The sequence below is a fragment of the Paucibacter sp. KCTC 42545 genome, from assembly GCF_001477625.1.
Lineage (GTDB): Bacteria > Pseudomonadota > Gammaproteobacteria > Burkholderiales > Burkholderiaceae_C > Paucibacter_A.
The window spans coordinates 2,211,430-2,228,169 of sequence record NZ_CP013692.1 but is presented as its reverse complement, the minus strand read 5'-3'; the positions used below and the strand labels follow the sequence as shown (position 1 = coordinate 2,228,169).

Sequence of the window (16,740 nt, the reverse complement as noted above, 5' to 3'; positions counted from 1 at the left end):
GACTTGGGCGTGACTTGTTTCAAAGAGGAGATCGATCGATGAAGCTCAAAACTAGACAGGCAATGCCCATGGTGGTGTTGAGTAGCGCTCTGCTGTTGGTTGGTGCCGCGCACGCGCATGTGGAAGTGCGCTTCCTTGAGCCGCAAAAGTTTTCCGATGTGGGTCAGTCGACGGTGGATCGGGAGCGCGTGCTGCAAGAGCTGCAAGCGCATCTGCGCTCCTTGGGTGACCGCTTGCTGCCGGGGCGTGATCTGGTGATCGATGTGAGCGATGTGAATCTGGCCGGCGAGCTTGAGCCGCATGGCCGTTCGATGGAGATGCTGCGGGTGATGCGCAATGTGACCATCCCGTCGATGGAGCTGCGCTACACGCTCAGCGAAGGCGGCAAGGAAGTGCGGTCAGCCAAGGCGCGCTTGCAGGATATGAGCTACCTGGGTAGCTTCAATCGTGTGGATGCCAATGACTCGCTGCGTTTCGAGAAGAAGATGATGGACGACTGGTTTGCCAAAGAGTTTGCAGCCGAAATTGCGGCGGGCAAACAGGTGAAGTAATTTGCCGCTAGGGCAGCTCACTTGCCCAATGAAAAAACCCCGCCAGCTTGCGCTGCGGGGCTTTTTTGTGAGGCTGGCGAGGCAGCCTCGGGAGTCAAGGCTGAATTACTTCAGCTTGATTTCCTTGTACAGAACATGCTTACGAGCCTTGGGGTCGAATTTCATGAATTCGAGCTTGCCGGTCGTGGTCTTCTTGTTCTTGTCGGTCGTGTAGAAGTGACCCGTACCTGCGGTCGACTCCAACTTGATCTTTTCGCGTGCGCCTTTTGCCATGATTTTGTCCTTGCTATATCAGTTCTAGATCAGGGCTTGGCTTACAGCTCGCCCTTGGCGCGCAGATCGGCCACGACTTTTTCGATGCCGACTTTGTCGATCAAACGCAGGGCAGCATTGCTGATGCGCAGACGAACCCAGCGGTTCTCGGTCTCCAGGAAAAAGCGGCGGTACTGCAGATTAGGCAGAAAGCGACGCTTGGTTTTGTTATTGGCGTGGGAAACATTGTTTCCCACCATGGGCTTCTTGCCCGTGACTTGACAGACGCGTGCCATGACGCTTCTCCTGTATCGAAATATTGACCAGCCAACCCAGCTTGCTTTGCAAACCGGCATTGACCACATGACCACTTATTACCTGCTAAACCCTTTGATTTGACTCATCGAGCGTGGTCCATCCAGCAAGCAAGCCCGCGAGTATAGCGCAAAAGTGGGTGATGCGCCAGGGCTGCTAGGCCGCGGCGCCAATCAGCTGGCCGCGGAGGCGATCTTGACAGGTGAAGGGCAAGGCTGGTGAAGCCGTCCTTCGGGTGCACGGGTCCGACGGGAAGTCGTGTGGGAGTGGGGCGGGGTAGCTCGTAGGCCAAGTGCCCCGGCATTCGCCAGTGGGGGCTTTCAGGTCAGCCCAGCACAGCACCAGACCTTGCACGCATTCGTGGCGATACGGGCGATAGCCTTGACGCAGTGGCCTGCACCGCCAAGAGTGCAGGCCACTGTTTGTCAGTCCATCAAGCCTGTTCTTGCTCCAAGAAGCGCTGTGCATCCAGTGCGGCCATGCAGCCGGTGCCGGCGCTGGTGATGGCTTGGCGGTAGACATGGTCCTGCACATCGCCAGCGGCAAACACGCCAGGCACGCTGGTCATGGTGGCCATGCCGCTCAGGCCGCTCTTGGTGACGATGTAGCCGTCCTTCATCTCCAGTTGACCCTTGAAGATGTCGGTGTTGGGCTGGTGGCCGATGGCAATGAAGCAGCCTTGCAGGGCCAGGTCTTGCGTGCTGCCGTCGGCGGTGCTCTTGATGCGCACGCCGGTGACGCCGCTCTGGTCGCCCAGCACTTCGTCCAGGGTGTTCCACAGATGCAGCACCACATTGCCCGACTTGGCCTTCTCGGTCAGCTTGTCGATCAGGATGGGTTCAGCGCGGAACTTGTCGCGGCGGTGAATCACATGCACCTTGCTGGCGATATTGGACAGGTACAGCGCTTCCTCAACGGCGGTATTGCCGCCGCCAACCACGCACACTTCCTGGCCGCGGTAGAAGAAACCGTCGCAGGTGGCGCAGCCGCTGACGCCGCGGCCCATGAAGGCCTCTTCAGAAGGCAGGCCCAAATACTTGGCCGAAGCGCCGGTGGCGATGATCAGGGCGTCGCAGGTGTAGATGCCGCTATCGCCCTTGAGGGTGAAGGGGCGCTTGGTGAAGTCGACCTCGTTGATGTGGTCGAAGATGATTTGCGTTTGGAAGCGCTCGGCGTGTTCCTGGAAGCGCTCCATCAGTTCGGGGCCTTGCACGCCCATCACATCGGCGGGCCAGTTGTCCACCTCGGTGGTGGTCATCAATTGGCCGCCTTGGGCCATGCCGGTCAGCAATGTGGGCTTCAGATTGGCGCGTGCGGCATAGATTGCAGCGGTGTAGCCAGCGGGGCCGGAACCGAGAATCAGCAGCGAGTGGTGTTGGGTGGTTGAGCTCATGACATTACTATGGGGTTGTATCCCGCACACACAAGGCGCCTGGATCGGGTTTTTCCGCTGCAGAAGGCATGTGATTGCAAGAAGGTATTGGCACAATCGCTGAGCGCATTTTAGGTACGCTTCATGCTTTGGGGTTTGTGCCGATTTCAAACCATTATTCAAAGGAGGCCGTTAATGGCAATGTTGTCCAATCTGGACCTGATCCGCAGGGTGCCTTTGTTTTCACTGCTGACGACCGATCAGGCGCAGTCCATTGCGGACAGTGTGGTCAAGCGGCGCTTCAAGCGCGGCGAGTTGATCGTTGAGCAAGGCACCAAATCGAATGCCTTGTTCATTTTGCTGAATGGCCGAGCCCGTGTGCTGACGGCGGATACCCGTGGTCGTGAGGTGATTCTGGCGGTGCTGCAACCGGGCGACTATGTGGGCGAGATGAGTTTGATCGACCACGAACCGCATTCCGCGACGGTGCGTGCCGAGGTGCAAACCGATATGTTGGTGCTGGGGCGCTTGGAGTTTGCGCGCTGCCTGCCGGACACCAGCAGTCTGTCCTACGCCATTTTGCGTGGCCTGGTGGCGCGCTTGCGCAATGCGGATCGACAGATTGAATCTTTGGCGCTGCTCGATGTCTACGGTCGCGTGGCACGCACGCTGCTGGATATGTCGGAAGAGGAAAAGGGCCTGAAGATCATCCGCGGCAAGGTGTCGCGTCAGGATATGGCCAAGGTCGTGGGTGCCTCCCGCGAGATGGTCAGCCGAGTGATGAAGGACTTGGAAGAGCGCGGCGTGATCGAGACTTTGGAAAATGGCTCGGTGGTCATCAAGGAACGCTTCCCTGATTGATTGATCGCTTGAAGGCTTTGCGTTCGGCAGGGACCTTGTGCTGCAGTGACTCGTTTGCGCAGGTCGCCTGAAACCTGCGCCACAATGCTGGCATGAGTTTTCCCCTGGGTTCCCTGCTGCGCGACGACGAGCTCGGCGCAAACGACAAAGTCTACAAACGGCAAGGCAAGAAGGGCGCCAGCGCGCCTGCCCCTCGCCACAATCCCCTGCGCACGCCGGTCTGGCTGCTGCTGGGTGGTTTGCTGTGGTGTCTGGTCTTGTTGGCGATGCTGACTCATGACCCGGCCGATGCCGCTTTTTCGAGTTCAGGCACGCATTCGCTCTACGGCAATCGCGTCGGCGCCCTGGGTTCCTGGATTTCCGATCTGCTTTTGTTCAGCTTTGGCTATTCGGCCTGGTGGCTGTTGCTGGTGAGTTTGCGCCAGTGGCTCAGCGGCCTGGCCGGTTTGCTGCGTGCCGAAGCACCAGCGCCTGAGCGCTCGGCCGGGCGCTATTTCGCGCTCTGGGCCTTGGGCCTGTTGCTCTTGATGAGCGCCAGCTGCGCGCTCGAGTGGACCCGCCTTTATTCCTGGGAAGCGCGCCTGCCAGGACATGCCGGTGGCGTGCTGGGTTATGCGCTGGGCCCCTGGAGCATGCGCGCCCTGGGCTTTGCGGGTTCGGGTGTGGTGTGGATTGCCTTGCTCTTGTTGGGCGCAGGTCTCGCACTGCGCTTCTCGTGGTTGCGCCTCGCCGAGACCCTGGGCACCCGCCTTGACGAGTTGCGTGAGCGCCAACAAGAACGTCGCGAGCAGGCCGAAGATCAACGCGTCGGCGAACAGGCCGCGCAAGAGCGCGAGCATGTGGTGGAGGTTGAGCGCCAGGTGGTGGAAGAACACCATGTGCCCATCGTGATCGAGGCGCCCGTGGTCGAAGTGCCCAAGTCCACCCGCGTGGCCAAGGAGCGTCAGAAGACCTTGTTCGTGGACGCCAGCGATACCAAGCTGCCGCAGGTGGATCTGCTGGACACCGCGCCGCTGCGGGTCGAATCCGTCACGCCCGAATCTCTCGAGATGACCTCGCGCATGATCGAGAAGAAGCTGCGCGACTTTGGCGTCGAGGTGCGAGTCGTGGCCGCCTCGCCCGGCCCGGTGATCACCCGCTACGAGATCGAGCCCGCCACGGGCGTGAAGGGCTCGCAAATCGTCGGCTTGGCCAAGGATTTGTCGCGCAGCTTGAGCCTGGTGTCGATCCGGGTGGTTGAGACCATTCCCGGCAAGAACTTCATGGCTTTGGAGCTGCCCAATGCGCGGCGCCAAACCATCCGTCTGTCAGAAATTCTCGGCTCGCAGGTTTATGCCGATGCGTCCTCGCAACTGACCATGGGCCTTGGCAAGGACATTGTTGGCCTGCCCGTGGTGGCTGACCTGGCCAAGATGCCGCACTGCCTGGTGGCTGGTACCACCGGTTCCGGTAAGTCGGTGGGTATCAACGCGATGATTTTGAGCCTGCTCTACAAGGCCGAAGCGCGCGATGTGCGCCTGATTTTGATCGACCCCAAGATGCTTGAAATGAGCGTCTACGAGGGCATCCCGCATTTGCTGGCCCCCGTCGTGACGGATATGAAGCAGGCCTCAAACGCGCTCAACTGGTGCGTGGGCGAGATGGAGCGGCGCTATAAGCTGATGAGCAAGCTAGGCGTGCGCAATCTGGCCGGCTACAACAAGAAAATCGATGAAGCCAGCGAGCGCGGCGAACTCATTCCCAACCCCTTCAGCCTGACCCCGGAGATGCCCGAACCGTTGGAGCGCCTGCCCTTCATCGTCGTCGTCATCGACGAGTTGGCCGACCTGATGATGGTGGTGGGCAAGAAGATTGAAGAGCTGATCGCGCGCTTGGCGCAGAAGGCCCGTGCCGCCGGTATTCACTTGATTCTGGCCACCCAGCGCCCCTCGGTGGATGTGATCACCGGCCTGATCAAGGCCAATATTCCGACCCGGCTTTCCTTCCAGGTCAGCAGCAAGATCGACAGCCGCACCATCCTCGACCAGATGGGCGCCGAGGCCTTGTTGGGCATGGGTGACATGCTTTACATGCCCTCAGGCACCGGATTGCCGATTCGCGTGCACGGCGCTTTTGTCAGCGACGAGGAAGTTCACCGCGTGGTGGAGTATCTGAAGTCGCAGGGCGAGCCCAATTACATCGAAGGCATTCTGGAAGGCGGCGTGCTGGAAGGTGAGGGCGGTGAAGCTGGCGGCGGTGGCGCAGGCGCTGAGGGTGAGGCCGACCCCATGTACGACCAGGCGGTGGCCATTGTTCTGCAGCATCGTCGGGCTTCCATTTCGCTGGTGCAGCGCCATCTGCGCATTGGCTATAACCGGGCGGCGCGCTTGCTGGAGCAGATGGAGAAGTCGGGCTTGGTGTCCAGCATGGGCACCAATGGCAACCGTGATCTGATCATTCCGAAGCGCGACGAGTAAAGCAGGTCAATCCATGAAGATGAAGTTGTTGAATCGAATCAAGTCGCTGGGCCTGGCCGGGTTGCTGATGCTGGCTGGCGCGGCCCAGGCCGATGGCGTTTCTGCCCTGAAAGACTTTGTGCGCGAGGTCAAAAGCGGGCGCGCCGAATTCACGCAGACCGTCAGCTCGCCCGATGGTGTGCGCAAAAAGATGTCTTCGGGCACTTTTGAGTTTCAGCGCCCCAATCAATTCCGTTTTGCCTACACCAAGCCGTTTGAGCAATTGATCGTGGCGGATGGTCAGAAGGTCTGGATCTTTGACCCCGATCTCAAGCAAGCCAGCTCCCGCCGCATGAATCAGGCCTTGGGCGCCACGCCTGCGGCCCTGTTGGCAGGCGGCAATCTGGAGCGCGATTTCAAACTCAAAGCCTTGGCCTCCGAAGAGGGCTTGGACTGGGTGCAGGCCGAGCCCAAACTGGCGGACGGTGGCTTTCAGTCTTTGAAGATCGGCTTCAAGGGCTCGGTGCTGGCGGCGCTGGAGATCGTTGACGGTTTCGGCCAGCGCTCGCGCTTGGACTTCTCGGCAGTCAATGCCAATGCCAGCGTGGCGGCCGAGCGATTTCGCTTTGTCTTGCCTGCCGGAGCCGATCTGATCGAGCAGTGAGTTAGCAGCTCAAGCCACATGGATCTTTTCGCCGCCCAACCCACGCCGCCCTTGGCCGAGGCGCTGCGCCCGCGCACCCTGGACGAGGTCGTCGGTCAGTCGCACTTGTTGGGGCCGGGCAAGCCGCTGCGCCTTGCCTTTGAGTCGGGTACGCCGCACTCGATGATTCTTTGGGGCCCGCCTGGGGTGGGCAAAACAACGCTGGCGCGGCTGACGGCCACGGCCTTCAAATGCGAGTTCATTGCCTTGTCGGCCGTGTTCTCCGGCGTGAAAGACATCCGCGCCGCGATGGAGCAGGCCCAGCAATACCTGGCCCTGGGCAAGCGCACGATTTTGTTTGTTGACGAAATCCACCGCTTCAATAAAGCTGTCAAGTCATATATAAATCAACAACTTAGGAAGGCGTTTGTGCAATTACTTGTGCTTCCCCATTGTTCAATGGGGGTGAAGCATGGCTGATTTGTTCGCACAAGAGCCCTCCGCACCACTGGCTGAAGCACTTCGTCCAAAGACCTTGGACGAGGTGGTCGGGCAGTCGCACTTGCTGGGTGAAGGTAAGCCTTTGAGACTTGCCTTCCAGTCAGGCAAACCCCATTCCATGATCTTCTGGGGGCCGCCGGGTGTTGGTAAAACCACTTTGGCACGCCTCACAGCTACAGCCTTCAAGTGCGAGTTCATTGCCTTGTCTGCGGTGTTCTCTGGTGTCAAAGACATCCGTGGTGCTATGGAGCAGGCACAACAGAACCTTTCTATGGGCAAGCACACGATCTTGTTCGTAGACGAAATTCACAGGTTCAATAAGTCCCAACAAGATGCACTTCTTCCCTATGCCGAAAGTGGGCTAGTCACCTTCATTGGTGCTACTACTGAGAACCCTTCTTTTGAAGTGAATTCGGCTTTGTTGTCGCGGGCTCAGGTCTATGTCTTGAAATCGCTGACTGACGAAGAACTGAAGCTGCTGCTTGTTCGCGCTCAAGAACTTGCCATTGGCCATCTTCAGTTTGATGACCTGGCTAGAGACACGATAATTGGCTATGCAGATGGGGACGCCAGAAGGTTCTTGAACCTGTTGGAGCAGACCAGTACAGCAGCCGAAGCCTCTGGAATCACGGCAATTAATGCTGACTTCTTGCAGAATGCTTTGACCCTGAACAGTCGTCGCTTTGACAAGGGTGGGGACAACTTTTATGACCAGATTTCAGCCTTGCACAAGTCGGTGCGTGGCTCCCATCCTGATGCTGCCCTTTATTGGCTGACAAGAATGTTGGACGGTGGTGCTGATGCAAGGTATCTGGCACGGCGCATTGTTCGCATGGCATGGGAAGACATCGGACTTGCTGATCCAAGGGCTATGCAGATAGCTAATGATGCTGCATTGACCTATGAACGGTTGGGTAGTCCTGAAGGTGAATTAGCCTTGGGGCAAGCTGTCATCTATTTGGCTATAGCTGCCAAAAGCAATGCTGGCTACAACGCCTACAACCAAGCTAAAGCCTTTGTGAAGCAAGACAAGAGCCGGGAGGTTCCTGTTCATCTTCGCAATGCTCCAACGAAGCTCATGAAGGAACTGGGTTATGGGCATGACTACCGATATGCTCATGACGAACCCAATGCCTATGCTGCTGGTGAAACCTATCTTCCTGAAGGCATAGAAGAACCGGGTTGGTATCAGCCAGTGCCCAGAGGGCTTGAAGTTAAGATTGCTGAAAAGCTTGCTCTCCTGCGGAAGTGGGATGAGGAAGCCGGGGAATAAAAATTCAAACGAATTCCGATAAACATTCACTGGTGCAAACTTGCCAGTGACTTATAAAAAGATAGATTTATGCCAACACTGCACTGGGTAGGAAAGAGCGCAGTGGTTAACCACCACTATGACGTTCCCTTTCGTTTGCTGAATAAGAAATATAGCTTCACTGCAACTGTTGAAGGACAAGAGAATACAGAAAACAATCGAATTATTCACGGCGACAATCTTGAAGTCCTAAAAAGCTTGTTGCCAGAATTCGAGGGGAAGGTCAACTGCATCTACATTGATCCGCCATACAACACTGGTAATGAAGGTTGGGCCTATAACGATGCAGTGAATCACCCAAAGATCAAAAAATGGCTTGGTGAAGTCGTTAAGAAGGAAGGGGAGGATCTGAGTCGTCATGACAAGTGGCTTTGCATGATGTACCCAAGGTTGAAGCTTTTGCATCGCCTCCTGGCTTCAGATGGCGTAATTTTCGTTAGTCTTGACGATAACGAAATATTTCATTTTCGCCTGTTGATGAATGAAATATTTGGAGAGTCAAACTTCTTGGCTCAAATCATTGTTCAGTCAAACAAACGCGGACAGACATACAAGCAAATTGCCAAGACTCACGAATACCTTCTTTGCTTTGGTAAGAGTTCTTTGTCTGAACTTGGAGAGTTATCTACAGAAGGGACTAATCTTCCAGAAAAAGATAAATTTGGTTCTTTCTCTTCAAGAGAGCTTCGTAACCGTAATCCCAAATTTGGTCGCTTTAATCGTCCAAATCTCTTCTATCCGATCTATGCCCGCCCTGGCATAGTTGACGAAAGCGGAAACTACATTGTTTCATTAGAAGAGCACCCTGACTCCTTCAAGATCGAGCCGTTCAATAGTGAGGGTGTAGAGAGTTGTTGGCGGTGGGGGAAAGAAAAGTTCACCCTTAAGACCAAGGCTGCGACTACAGAATTTTTGTATGCGCGTCAAACTCGTGAAGGAGCTTGGCGTGTTTTTGAGAAGTACAGAAAAGAAACGGTCAAAGCTAAGTCCATCTGGACAGAAACCAAATACATCAGTGAGCAAGGCACAACTGAACTTGGCCGTCTTGGTCTTGCGTCTCAGTTTGAATTCCCTAAGCCTGTAGATTTGATTGTTGATTGCTTAGAACTTTGTGACAACGACGAAGCCATAGTTCTTGATTCTTTTGGTGGTAGCGGAACCACTGCACAAGCAGTTCTTAAATTGAATTCACAGGATGGTGGCCGCCGCCAATTCATTCTGTGCGAAATGATGGATTACGCCGAAGAGGTCACTGCTGAACGCGTTCGCCGTGTCATCAATGGGTATGGGCAGGATACGAAGTTTGTTGCTGGTACTGGTGGCGGATTTGACTTCTATGACCTTGGACCGACTCTGTTTAAAGAGGACAAGAACCTCAATGAAGAAGTTGGTGCAGAAGCCATTAGAGACTATGTGGCTTACACAGAAAACATTCCGAAGGAGAAGCGGCTCACTTCAGATAATCCTGTGAGTCCCTATGCTTTAGGTGCAACAGAAACGGCGCTATGTGTCTTCTTCTATGAGAAGGATCGCGTGACGACGCTTGACATTGATTTTCTCGGACAACTGAAAATCAAGGATCTACCGTCCAGGCCTGAACAGTTTGTGATTTACGCCGACAAGTGTGCTTTGGATAAGGATTTCCTTTACAAGCACGGCATCACATTCAAGCGCATTCCACGTGACATCACACGATTCTAAGAAGAAAAAATGGAACTCAAAGACTATCAAGCTGATGTCCTGACTGACCTCAGTACATATCTGGAAACCCTGCTTGAATGCAAGGGTCATCTTCCCAATGCTTTTATCAAGTATTGGAAAGATCGTGGTGTTCTCAATCAGGCATACAAGAACAACATCAAGGAGGTGCCTCATGTATGTGTGAAGGTTCCCACTGCTGGCGGAAAAACCTTCATTGCAGTGAATGCCTTGGACAGAATTTTTTCTGCCTTTGCTGAATACAACCCCACACGTCCTAAGTTCGTGGTGTGGCTGGTTCCTTCACTGACCATCCTTGAACAGACAGTAAAGAACCTGTCCAACATCGATCACCCATATCGTCAGCGATTGAATGACCTGTTCAATGGTCGTGTGCAGATTTACGAGAAGGCTGATGTCCTTCAGGGTGCAGGGTTCAATGCGGACACTGTGAAGGAGCAACTTTCAGTGGTGGTGATGTCGTTTGACTCACTCAAGGCCACCAACAAAGAGAACCGCAAAGCGTTTCAAGAAAACGGCTACCTTGCTTCGTTTTTGAATGATGACGGTGAAGTTGTTGAGCCATTGGAAGGAACCGATCCCTCTGCGCTCATCAATGTCATGCGGACTCTCAAGCCGATTGTGGTTGTGGATGAAAGCCACAATGCAGAAAGCACGTTGTCAGTGGACATGCTTCGCAACCTCAACCCAAGTTTCATATTTGACCTGACTGCTACACCACGAGATAACAGCAACATCATCAGCTATGTTGATGCCCTGCGACTCAAGAAGCAAAACATGGTCAAGCTTCCTGTGATTGTTGCCAATCAACGAAGCCAAGAAGATGTGATCATGGCGGCCCTGAATATGCGGCGTCAGTTGGAAGAGTTTGCTAAAAAAGCCGAAGAGAAGGGTGGTGGCTACATTCGCCCCATCGTGCTGTTCCAGGCTGAACCGAAGAACAAGGATGACACCACCACATTTGAGAAGGTGCGTGAAATTCTGTTGGATCTGAACATTCCCAAAGAACACATTGCCATCAAGACTGCCAACATCAACGAGTTGAAGAATGTTGATTTGATGAGTCGTGATTGCTCAGTGCGATACATCATCACAGTCAATGCGCTGAAAGAGGGTTGGGACTGTCCTTTTGCCTATGTGCTTGCGACACTGGCAAACAAGTCTTCTGTGGTGGATGTGACTCAAATTTTGGGTCGTGTGCTGCGTATGCCTTACACCAGAAAGCACAGCATTGAGCTACTCAACTTGAGCTATGTGTTTACCTCGTCCAGCCACTTCCAAAACACTTTGAGTCAGGTGGTTGCGGGTTTGAACAAGGCTGGTTTCTCAAAGCGCGACTACAGAGAATTTGATCTGTCTGCGATTGAGCAGGAACAAAAACCAACTCCAACACCTGCTCAAGAAGAGCTGAACCTTGCTGCTCAAACGGGTGAGGAAAAGCCTGCTGAAACTGGTGATGGCCAGGATCTTGAAATTGAGAAGAGCAAGCTCAATCCTGACTGGGAACAACAAGCTGTGGAGCAAGCTGCTATAGCCCCAAATGGCGATCAGCCTGCCTCAACTGGCAGTGATGCAACAGGTGTTGAAGCAATCAAGAATCAGGCTGCTGAACAAGCTAAAGAATTTGAAGAACAGGCCAATGCTACGAGTGGTGAATCTGTTCCTGAAGAACTGAAGGCCCATATGAACGAGCATAAGATGAAGCAGAAGTTTGAAGAGTCTGCAAAGGCAATTCAGCTACCCCAGTTCTTCATCAAGTTGCCCTCTGATGGTGGGTTCTTTGACAGTGGTGATGAGTGGCACAAGTTGGCTAAAGAAAACTTGCTGTCCAACTTTGTGTTGGCAAACCTCGATGCCACTATCAATTTCACAGCCATTGAATCGGATGTCTATAAGGTAGATGCAGAAGAAATTGGTAATGGTGAAAGTGCTCCATCTTTCACTGTAGTGAAGAAGGCAGAAAAGGAAAAGCTGAACAGCATCATCAAGAGTCAACCGACTTCAGGTCAAATCACCTCTATCGTTGGTCGGCTCTTCAGCCTAATTGGTAAGAACAGTTTCTACCCAATTGAAGACAACGATGTTAAGCACTACCTCAAACGAATTGTTGAGGCCATGAATGCTGATCTACGTGCTGATTGCCTTGAGCGTGATTATGCGTATGTCAAGCTCATTAAGGACAAGATACAGAGCCTTGCCAATGAGTATGCTGCTAAGGAATTTGGCAACTGGCTGACCACTCAGAAAATCAAACTTCGTCCGTCATTCTCGTTGCCTGCTTGGATTGCTCCAAGTGAAAATGCTCCTGCTATCAGCAAGAGCCTTTATGTCACTGAAGGTAGTGTGAATAACTTGGAGAGCAAGGTTATCCGTGGTGTTGCAGAACTGGAAAACATTGTCTGGTGGCACAGAAACCTTGAACGGGGCAAGGGGTTCTTGCTGAATGGTTTCCTTAATCACTACCCTGACTTCATTGTTCTCACTGAGAGCAAGAACATCATTGTGGTGGAAACCAAGGGTGATGATAGGGATAACTCTGACTCCAAGGACAAGCTGAAGCTTGGCAAGATTTGGGAGTCCCAAGCTAACCAAATTGCGCATGAAACAGGCTACCGCTATCACTACATGATGGTTTTTGAGAGCAACCCGATTGACGGGGCTCATACCACTGGTGATGTGCTGAAGCTGATTGAGGCATTGTAAAGTGAAGAAAGCACCATTATTGATGCTTTGTTACCTTGGCCATTGATAAGCGAGAAAGGCAATAAATGAGTATGGAAAAGTTGCTGCTTTTAGCCGACCTGCCACTCACTATTGTTTTTTTTGGCGAGGCATTGAAACCAAAAGATTGAGTCTCTAACTCCATATCAAGCAACTTAATTCCAGGGATTTTTACAAATGAAAATTAGAAAAATTTCTATCAAAAATTTTCGGGGTATTAAAGAGCTTGATTGGAGTTTGCCAGCAGCCGAAATTTTCTGCCTAATTGGAAAAGGTGATTCGTCCAAATCCACAATTTTGGAGGCGCTTCGCTATGCCTTCTATCCTCAGTGGAACCCAATATTTACTGATGCTGATTTTTATCAGTGTAAGGTGGATAACGGCATAGTCATCGAAGTCACCCTTGGTGATTTGACTCCTGAGTTTTGTTCCGATCAAAAGTATGGCCATCATCAACGTGGCTGGGATAAAACCACCCAGAAGCTCACTGATGAATCAGATGACCACCTTGAATCTGTCCTGACGGTTCGCCTAACTGTCGGCAAGGAATTGGAGCCCAAGTGGATCGTCGTTACTGATCGGACGCCTGAAGGTGTGCAATTCAAGCAAGCTGACAGAGCCAAGGTAAGTGTTGGCTTAATTGGTGCGTTCAGTGAAAAGCAGTTATCTTGGGCCGCTGGAACAGCATTAGCCAAGCTGACCGAAGCGCAGAGCTTGAACGAACTTCTAGCGACAGCTTCTAGGACTGCCCGGACTTCGTTAGATGCTGATCGCCTTGTCACACTCAAGAATTTTGACGCGGTGACCTGCACCCTCCCAGCCGTACCAGCGTAATGGAGAGGAAGTCCATCAACCAGGAGAATGATGGACATGAAGAAGAGCAGATTTACTGAGGAACAAATCATTGGGTTCCTGAAGCAGGCCGAGGCCGGCATGCCGATCAAGGAGCTGTGCCGGCAAGGCGGCTTCAGCGACGCCACGTTCTACAAGTGGCGGGCCAAGTACGGCGGCATGCAGGCCACGGATGCCAAGCGACTGCGCGAGCTCGAAGGCGAGAACGCCAAGCTCAAGCGCCTGCTGGCAGAGGCCCACCTGGACATCCACGCGCTCAAGGACGTCTTCGGCGTAAAGCCCTAGCCCCGCAGGTCAGGCGCGACGCGGCGACCCAGATGATTGCCCAGCACCATCTGTCCGAACGCCGCGCGTGCCGCCTGGTGGGGCTCTCCAGAGACAGCTATCGCAACCCGCCCGTGGTCGATGAGGCCACGCAGCAACTCAGCGCCAAGATCGTCGAGATCGCACAGGTGCGGCGCCGCTTCGGCTATCGCCGCATCCATGACGTGCTGCGCCCACAGTTCCCAGGCGTCAATCACAAGCGCGTCTATCGGTTGTACAGCCAGGCGCAGTTGGCGGTGCGCAAGCGCAAGAAGATCAGACGGGCAGCCAGCGAGCGCGTGCCGCTCACCGTGCCGACCCGAGTCAATGAGGTGTGGAGTGCGGATTTCAGCGATCCCGGACAGTCATTTCAGCGTGATGGCGGACAGCGTTTCAAACTGATCGCGGACAGTTTGGGTGCGCGCAAGTGCCTGGGTTGATGGTAGCTCAGGTGTCCGCGATCAGCCTGAATTGGGCTGGCCCGGACGGTTCTGCGGTGGTTGGTTTGGTGCTCATACCGAGTCCTGTTTCTTGCGCAGCGACTCGCCCTTGAGCGCGATCTTTTGTGCCGAATGGACGATCCGGTCCAAGATGGCATCGGCCAATGTCGGGTCATCCAACCATTGGTGCCAGTTTGAGACGGGTAGCTGACTGGTGATGAGCGTCGAGCGGCTGCCGACCCGGTCGTCGAGCAACTCCAGCAGGTCGTTACGGTCGGCCGCCGTGACCGGTGCAATCGCAAAGTCATCGATGACCAGCAGGTCAATGCGCGCCAGTTGTGCCAGGCGCCGGCCGAAGGAGCCGTCGCCGTGGGCCACCCGCAGCTCTTCCAGCAGCCTCGGCGCCCGCGTGTACAACACCGCGAATCCCTGGCGTGCCGCCTGCTGGGCCAGCGCGCATGCGAGCCAGGTCTTGCCGCAACCCGTGGCCCCGGTGAGCAACACGTTGTGGCCGTGGCGCAGCCAGTCGCAGCCCGCCAGTTGGGTGATGAGGCTGCGATCCAGCCCGCGCGAGCCTCGCCAGTTGATGTCCTCGATGCAGGCGCTGCTGACCTTGAGCTTGGCCGCCTTGAGCAGCCGGGCCAGGCGTTTGCCGTCGCGCCAATCGACCTCGCGTTGCACCAGCATGGCCAGCCGCTCCTCGAAGGACAGCTCGGCCGCTGCCGTGCGGGTGGCGCCATCGGTAAGCGCCTGCACCATGCCGTCTAGGCGCAGGCTGCGCAGTTGATCCAGGGTGTGTTCGTTGAGCAAGAGCTTCTCCTTCTTCAGTGGGGTCAGTGGTAGTAATCGGGGCCGCGCACGTTGTCATGCAGCGGGAGTGCGGCCTGCGTGGCTTGGGCCGGCGCGGCTTGCCGGTCCAAGCCGGTGGCCAGGATCGACTTGACGCTTTGGTAGGTCGGCGAGCGAATCGACATGGCGCGAACGCAGGCCGCTTCCAGCCGCTCGTGGCCGAACTGGCGCGCCAGGCTTTGCAGGCCGAGGCAGGAGCGGTAGCCTTGCTCGGGGTGCGGCCGGTGTTCCATCTGCCAGCGCACCACGGCGGCTGTGGCCACGCCGATGTGCTCACCCCAAGCGATGAGCTTGGCTGGGGTCCACTCTCGGTGCGCCCGGTGGGAGGCCGGCATGTGCTCGGGCGCCGTCGTGTGCGCCCCGCGCCGGACGCTGTAGGCGTGCACGGCCACGCGTTGCTGGCCCGCCAGAATCTCCACCGTGGTCGAAGTGATGCGCAACTCGACCTGCTCGCGCACCAGCCGGTGCGGCACGCTGTAGTAATGGCCATCGAGTTCAACGTGATAGTCAATATTGACCCGGGCGCGCTTGAAGCGGGCGATGGGCATGCGCGCTGCCGGCAGGGGTTTGAGCAGCGGCCGATCCAAGGCCGCGAAGGCGCTGGCCCGACAGCCGGGTAGCTTCTTGAACGGCCGAGCGTTCAGGTCCACCAGCAACTCCCGGACAGCGGCGTTGAGCTCAGCCAGGGTGAAGAAGCGCCGGTGCCGCAGCCGCGCCAGAATCCAACGCTCGACGATTTGCACGCCGACCTCCACCTTGGGCTTGTCGCGGGGATGAGCAGGACGCGCGGGCAGCATCGCCACGTCGTAGTGGTCGCAGAACTCTTCGACCAGACGGCTAGGCGTGGCCTCGTAGCGGTCGGGCCGGGCGATCAGGGCGCGCGCCTGATCCGGCACGATCAGCCGGGGCACGCCACCCATGAACTCCAGCGCATCCATGATGGCGCCGACCCAGTCGGCTGCTGTCTGTGTCGGCGTGGCGCAGGCGAAGGTGTAGTTCGAGGCGCCGAGGACGGCCACGAAGATCTGCGCTTGCCGGATCTCGCCGGTGGCAGCGTCCACCAAGGGCACAGTCTGGCCGGCGTAGTCAATGAACAGGCGCTCGCCGGCCGGGTGGACCTGGCGCATCGAGCGCTTGAGGCCGGTGACCCAGGCGCGGTACTTCACGCAGAAGCTGGTGTACTTGTAGGCTTGCGAGCCGGCGTCGGTCAGACCGCGCTGGTACTCCTCCCAGAGCAATTGCAAGGTGACGCCGGGGCGCTTGAGTTCCTGGTGGACGAGGGCGAAGTCGGGCTCAAGCTGGGTGCTGGACCGAGGCACAGCGGGGCCGTACAAGCGAGCCTCCAAGGCGGCATCGTCCAGCGTCTGGGCGGCGGCCCAGTCCACACCGGCGGCGCGGGCCTTCATAACGACGCTATTGACGGTCGACTTGGCGATGCCAAGCACGCGCGAACACTCGCGCATGCTCAGGCCAGATTCAAGGTGAAGTCGAAGGGTTTGTCGAAGTTGGCGCATGTGAATCCTGGGAGTGGGCATGACGGACCGAAAAATCGGTCAGCATGCCTACGGCTCAGGTCACTTGCGCGCGCCAGGGGTGTCCGGGATCAGTTTGAAA

Annotated in this window: 13 protein-coding genes and 2 pseudogenes; 10 read left to right on the top strand and 5 right to left on the bottom strand. The window is 55.7% G+C overall.

From position 1 onward, the window contains the following. Positions 1–38: 38 nt before the first annotated feature. A complete protein-coding gene (locus AT984_RS09805; protein WP_082679923.1) occupies positions 39–551 on the top strand; it encodes a DUF3016 domain-containing protein in 513 nt (170 codons plus the stop codon). Between the two features lie 105 nt (positions 552–656). On the opposite strand, the gene rpmG is transcribed toward AT984_RS09805, so the two are convergent. The 3 genes from rpmG to trxB form a co-directional block, all read right to left on the bottom strand. After that, positions 657–824 carry a 50S ribosomal protein L33 gene (gene rpmG, locus AT984_RS09800; protein WP_058719936.1) on the bottom strand — a complete coding sequence of 56 codons (168 nt, stop codon included), beginning with the start codon at positions 822–824 and terminating at the stop codon, positions 657–659. A gap of 41 nt (positions 825–865) precedes the next feature. After that, positions 866–1,099, bottom strand: coding sequence for a 50S ribosomal protein L28 (gene rpmB / locus AT984_RS09795; RefSeq protein WP_058719935.1), 234 nt, complete (start codon positions 1,097–1,099; stop codon positions 866–868). A 452-nt stretch (positions 1,100–1,551) separates the two neighbouring features. After that, the gene (gene trxB, locus AT984_RS09790; RefSeq protein ID WP_058719934.1) at positions 1,552–2,511 is read right to left on the bottom strand and encodes a thioredoxin-disulfide reductase; all 960 of its coding nucleotides are present in this window, start codon (positions 2,509–2,511) and stop codon (positions 1,552–1,554) included. Between the two features lie 174 nt (positions 2,512–2,685). Between trxB and AT984_RS09785 the strand changes: the two genes are divergently transcribed. The 9 genes and pseudogenes from AT984_RS09785 to AT984_RS23500 form a co-directional block, all read left to right on the top strand. Beyond that, on the top strand, positions 2,686–3,351 hold the full coding sequence (locus AT984_RS09785) for a Crp/Fnr family transcriptional regulator (protein WP_058719933.1): 666 nt from the start codon (positions 2,686–2,688) through the stop codon (positions 3,349–3,351). A 92-nt stretch (positions 3,352–3,443) separates the two neighbouring features. Then, entirely contained in the window at positions 3,444–5,807 is a 2,364-nt protein-coding gene (locus tag AT984_RS09780; RefSeq protein ID WP_058719932.1) for a DNA translocase FtsK, read from the top strand. Positions 5,808–5,826: 19 nt separating this feature from the next. Then, entirely contained in the window at positions 5,827–6,450 is a 624-nt protein-coding gene (gene lolA / locus AT984_RS09775) for an outer membrane lipoprotein chaperone LolA (protein ID WP_058722209.1), read from the top strand. Between the two features lie 18 nt (positions 6,451–6,468). Then, positions 6,469–6,870 (top strand): annotated as a pseudogene (locus tag AT984_RS09770) (AAA family ATPase); the annotation flags it as partial. Between the two features lie 31 nt (positions 6,871–6,901). Then, positions 6,902–8,203, top strand: coding sequence for a replication-associated recombination protein A (locus tag AT984_RS09765; protein WP_058719930.1), 1,302 nt, complete (start codon positions 6,902–6,904; stop codon positions 8,201–8,203). A gap of 69 nt (positions 8,204–8,272) precedes the next feature. Continuing rightward, positions 8,273–9,943 (top strand): site-specific DNA-methyltransferase, encoded by a 1,671-nt coding sequence (locus AT984_RS09760; RefSeq protein WP_058719929.1) that lies wholly within the window; start codon positions 8,273–8,275, stop codon positions 9,941–9,943. Between the two features lie 9 nt (positions 9,944–9,952). Next, positions 9,953–12,664 (top strand): DEAD/DEAH box helicase, encoded by a 2,712-nt coding sequence (locus AT984_RS09755; RefSeq protein WP_058719928.1) that lies wholly within the window; start codon positions 9,953–9,955, stop codon positions 12,662–12,664. Between the two features lie 195 nt (positions 12,665–12,859). After that, complete coding sequence (locus AT984_RS09750) at positions 12,860–13,516, top strand: ATP-dependent nuclease (RefSeq protein ID WP_082679922.1); 657 nt, start codon at positions 12,860–12,862, stop codon at positions 13,514–13,516. Positions 13,517–13,552: 36 nt separating this feature from the next. Further along, a pseudogene (locus tag AT984_RS23500) lies at positions 13,553–14,187 on the top strand (transposase); the annotation flags it as partial. Positions 14,188–14,349: 162 nt separating this feature from the next. Here the strand turns inward: AT984_RS23500 and istB are convergent. Both istB and istA read right to left on the bottom strand, forming a co-directional pair. After that, on the bottom strand, positions 14,350–15,087 hold the full coding sequence (istB, locus tag AT984_RS09735) for an IS21-like element helper ATPase IstB (protein ID WP_058718811.1): 738 nt from the start codon (positions 15,085–15,087) through the stop codon (positions 14,350–14,352). A gap of 23 nt (positions 15,088–15,110) precedes the next feature. Further along, positions 15,111–16,661: an IS21 family transposase gene (gene istA / locus AT984_RS09730; RefSeq protein WP_058718810.1), complete on the bottom strand. Its 1,551-nt coding sequence runs from the start codon at positions 16,659–16,661 to the stop codon at positions 15,111–15,113. Positions 16,662–16,740: the final 79 nt, after the last annotated feature.